This is a genomic window from Neobacillus drentensis, assembly GCF_036965425.1.
Taxonomy (GTDB): Bacteria; Bacillota; Bacilli; order Bacillales; family Cytobacillaceae; genus Neobacillus; species Neobacillus drentensis_F.
The window spans coordinates 1-3,324 of the sequence record NZ_JBALPP010000155.1; the positions used below are offsets into that span (position 1 = coordinate 1).

The 3,324-nt window shown below is 37.8% G+C and carries 3 protein-coding genes; 2 read left to right on the forward strand and 1 reads right to left on the reverse strand.

Annotation, left to right across the window (positions count from 1 at the left end):
- Positions 1–31: 31 nt before the first annotated feature.
- Positions 32–913 carry a VanW family protein gene (locus V7161_RS28260; protein WP_335716118.1) on the reverse strand — a complete coding sequence of 294 codons (882 nt, stop codon included), beginning with the start codon at positions 911–913 and terminating at the stop codon, positions 32–34.
- Positions 914–1,125: 212 nt separating this feature from the next.
- On the opposite strand from V7161_RS28260, the gene V7161_RS28265 reads away from it, so the two are divergent.
- Both V7161_RS28265 and V7161_RS28270 read left to right on the forward strand, forming a co-directional pair.
- Positions 1,126–2,103 (forward strand): alpha/beta hydrolase, encoded by a 978-nt coding sequence (locus V7161_RS28265; RefSeq protein ID WP_335716119.1) that lies wholly within the window; start codon positions 1,126–1,128, stop codon positions 2,101–2,103.
- 64 nt (positions 2,104–2,167) lie between these two features.
- Positions 2,168–3,280 carry a cell wall-binding protein gene (locus tag V7161_RS28270; protein WP_335716120.1) on the forward strand — a complete coding sequence of 371 codons (1,113 nt, stop codon included), beginning with the start codon at positions 2,168–2,170 and terminating at the stop codon, positions 3,278–3,280.
- Positions 3,281–3,324: the final 44 nt, after the last annotated feature.

Here is a 3,324-nt window from a genome sequence, read left to right on the forward strand (position 1 = left end):
TGACGGGGTTAAGTCCAATTTTGCGGACTTTTTAATATGGAGGATTTGGAATTTTTTTTGGAATATAATTCATGCCTTCAGAAGAGTACAGCTTTATGATTAACAAGTTGCCAAGTGTTCTTGCCCTGATTAATACAGGCTGATTATACTTGTTCTTAAATTGAAAATCTGGACCATACCAGCTGACCGTAGCATCCCGGCCAGGAGGAATATACGGAACCTTTCTTGTGTGAGAAAATCGCTCTACAATTTGCAGACCGGCATTATCAACCGCATTAAAAAGAGTGGACGACACCTGGCAGATTCCTCCGCCAACATCCTCTGAATATTCCCCTCTGACAATAACAGTGGCACGCTGGTAGCCGCGAGTAACAGTCCGTTTACCTACTACTCTGTTGAAGGAAAATGTCTCGCCTGGGAATATAACATAATTATTAATTGCCTCAGCCGCTAACTGAATATTGGTGGAACGGTTTTTATTATGCGGATTAAAGGAAGTAACATAACGCCCAATTCTCATTCTGCCAATGCTTTCAAGTAATTCACTATCCACCTTTGGATAGATAGTTGATATGGGTATTTCTAGTCTGGTTGGACTATGATTAAAAAAATATGTATAAACTTGCTCAGTAAAAGCTTGGCGGTTAATTTGGTACCCAACTTTTTCTGAGTGAATACTACCGTGTTGGTCAAGAAAGGCATTTTCAGGTGCGATAGAAAATTGTTTATCAAGTTGATCCAAAAACTGGTTATATTTTTTCATATTCACAATCGGTAAGTCTATGTATGGATTGGTGAAGTCCAATTGATTAATATGGGAAACAGGCTGGCCATCTTTTGTTATGAGTAAACTAATTGGAGCATTTACTTGCTGTGCTAACAGCATACCTCCAAATATCCATGATAAAATCATTATCCCTAAACCTCCTCTTTATAATATAAGTCGAAATTTATCATTTCATGTAATTTAAAAAATTAATTGGAGAATAAATATAAATATTTCCAACTTTTTCTTTACATTAACCAAATATTATAATATACAAAAATTATGCAATATGAGAATCCGAAGGAACAATTGCCACAGTGATCATTCCAGAACAGAAAAAAGAAAAGGGGGATTATAAAATGACACTTAGGGAGAAAGAAGTAACGATACAAAGTGTGGCAGCACTTAGGGGAACTTTATGTTTACCAGTAAATCATGAAGAAAAAAACCCTGCAGTTTTAATCATTACGGGCTCTGGGAAATTGGACAGAAATGGTAAAGTTAATAAGAAACTTGATTTGAAGCTATATCGTCAATTAGCGGAATATTTAACCTCGATTGGTTTTATTAGCCTTAGATATGATAAGCGAGGTGTGGCCGCCAGTGAAGGTGATTTTTTAACAACTGGGCTGTGGGATTTGGTTGATGACGCCCAAGCTGCTGTTAAATTTTTAAAAGACCTTCCTGAAGTGGACGATGAAAATATAATCGTATTAGGTCATAGTGAAGGAGCGGCTATTGGCACAGCTTTAGCAGTTAGAGAAGACCTTGGAGGATTAATTTTACTTTCTGGTGCCGTAGAAAGATTAGGTGAAGCGTTAAAGAGACAAAGAGATATAGCCACGGAGGATATGATCAATGCCAAGGGCTTTCAGGGATATTTACTGCGTTTACTTGGTGCACATAAAAAAGTTGAAAAACAAGCACAAAAGTTTTTAGAAAAAATTCTAAGCTCAACTGATGATGTCATGAAGCAAAATTTTGTAAAAATAAATGCGAAATGGATGCGTGAACATTTATCCTATAATGTCCGTGAAGATTTGGCAAAGGTTACCTGCCCGGTTCTTGCGATAACAGGAGCAAGGGATATTCAGGCAAATCCTGCAGTACTAAAAGATTTACCCCTTTATGTCAAAGGGGATGCACAATTTTTTGTCGTGGAAAACATGGGGCATTCATGTAAATATATAACAAAAGCCTCCTCTATTTTTTCGATTAAAAAAGATCTTCCAATAGAAGCCGAATTACCAGTTCATCCAGAATTGTTAAAGTTGTTGGAAATATGGCTTTCCGGACATTTTATAAGAAATCCAAAAGTAGAAACGGTAATTCTTTAATCCAAATAATTTTGATAGTATTATAATAGAAGAGTTTTAAATTTAAGATTGGTGGTAACAAAAATTGAGAATCAGAGTTTTATTGATGTTTATTTGTGCATTTCTTATTATTAACCCCATTTATCCAAAGGCGGATGAAAGTACCGGAACTCAATATTCAGGCTGGCAATATAATAATGGAAAATGGTATTTCTTTGGAAGCGATGGTGTCATGCGACATGGGTGGCTAAATGATGAGGGAAAATGGTATTTTCTTGACAGTGACGGAGTGATGAAAAAAGGTTGGCTTCAGTATAATGGAAAATGGTATTTTCTTGACGCAAGGGGAGTCATGCAGACGGGCTGGCTCAGCGATTCAGGAAAATGGTATTTTCTTGCCAATGACGGATCTATGCAAATGGGCTGGGTGTTTGACAGTGGAAAGTGGTATTTTCTTGGGAAAACTGGTGCCATGCAGACGGGCTGGCTTTTATACAATAACCTCTGGTACTATTTAAATACATCAGGAGCGATGCAAACAGGGTGGGTTAAAGTTGGCGGTTGGTATTATCTAAATCAAAATGGCGTTTGGATTCCCAATACGATTGCCGATCAGTTTTATACGATTTCAGAAAACAATCAACTTATCCTCGTAACCACAACAGGATATAACACGGTAAAAGCCAAAATTCGGACCTTTGAAAAAATTGATAATAAATGGTATGAGAAATTAACCGTCGATGGGTACATTGGGAAAGAAGGCTTTGCCACTGTAATGAGTGAAGGGGCAAAAAAATCACCTAGAGGAAAATATACGATTGGAACAGCATTCGGCCGTTATCAAAACCCGGGAACAAAGCTCCCATACCGCCAAATCACTCCAGATGATGTTTGGGTAGACGATTCGAGTTCTTCACTTTATAACACTTGGCAAAGAGCTTCTGAAAACTATGGACGATGGAGCAGTGCTGAGAAAATGGATATCTCGCCCTATAACTATGGCTTTGTCATAAATTACAATACAGCCGAAAGAATTCCAGGTGCAGGTTCAGCTATCTTTTTTCATGTAGCAAGCAGCTATACACTTGGATGCACTGGGACAGCGCAAACGAACGTTCTTTCAATATTAAGATGGCTGGATCCTGCAAAGCGTCCAATAATCATCCAAACTCCTGAAAGTGAATTCAACAAATATTAAAAGGACTATTAAGGAGGGGGGCTAGAAATAAACTGGCACCTTTG

Bases quoted from the DNA above. Each gene is read 5' to 3' on its own strand.
- V7161_RS28260 (WP_335716118.1), bottom strand. From the start codon at position 913: ATGATTTTATCATGGATATTTGGAGGTATGCTGTTAGCACAGCAAGTA.
- V7161_RS28265 (WP_335716119.1), top strand. From the start codon at position 1,126: ATGACACTTAGGGAGAAAGAAGTAACGATACAAAGTGTGGCAGCACTT.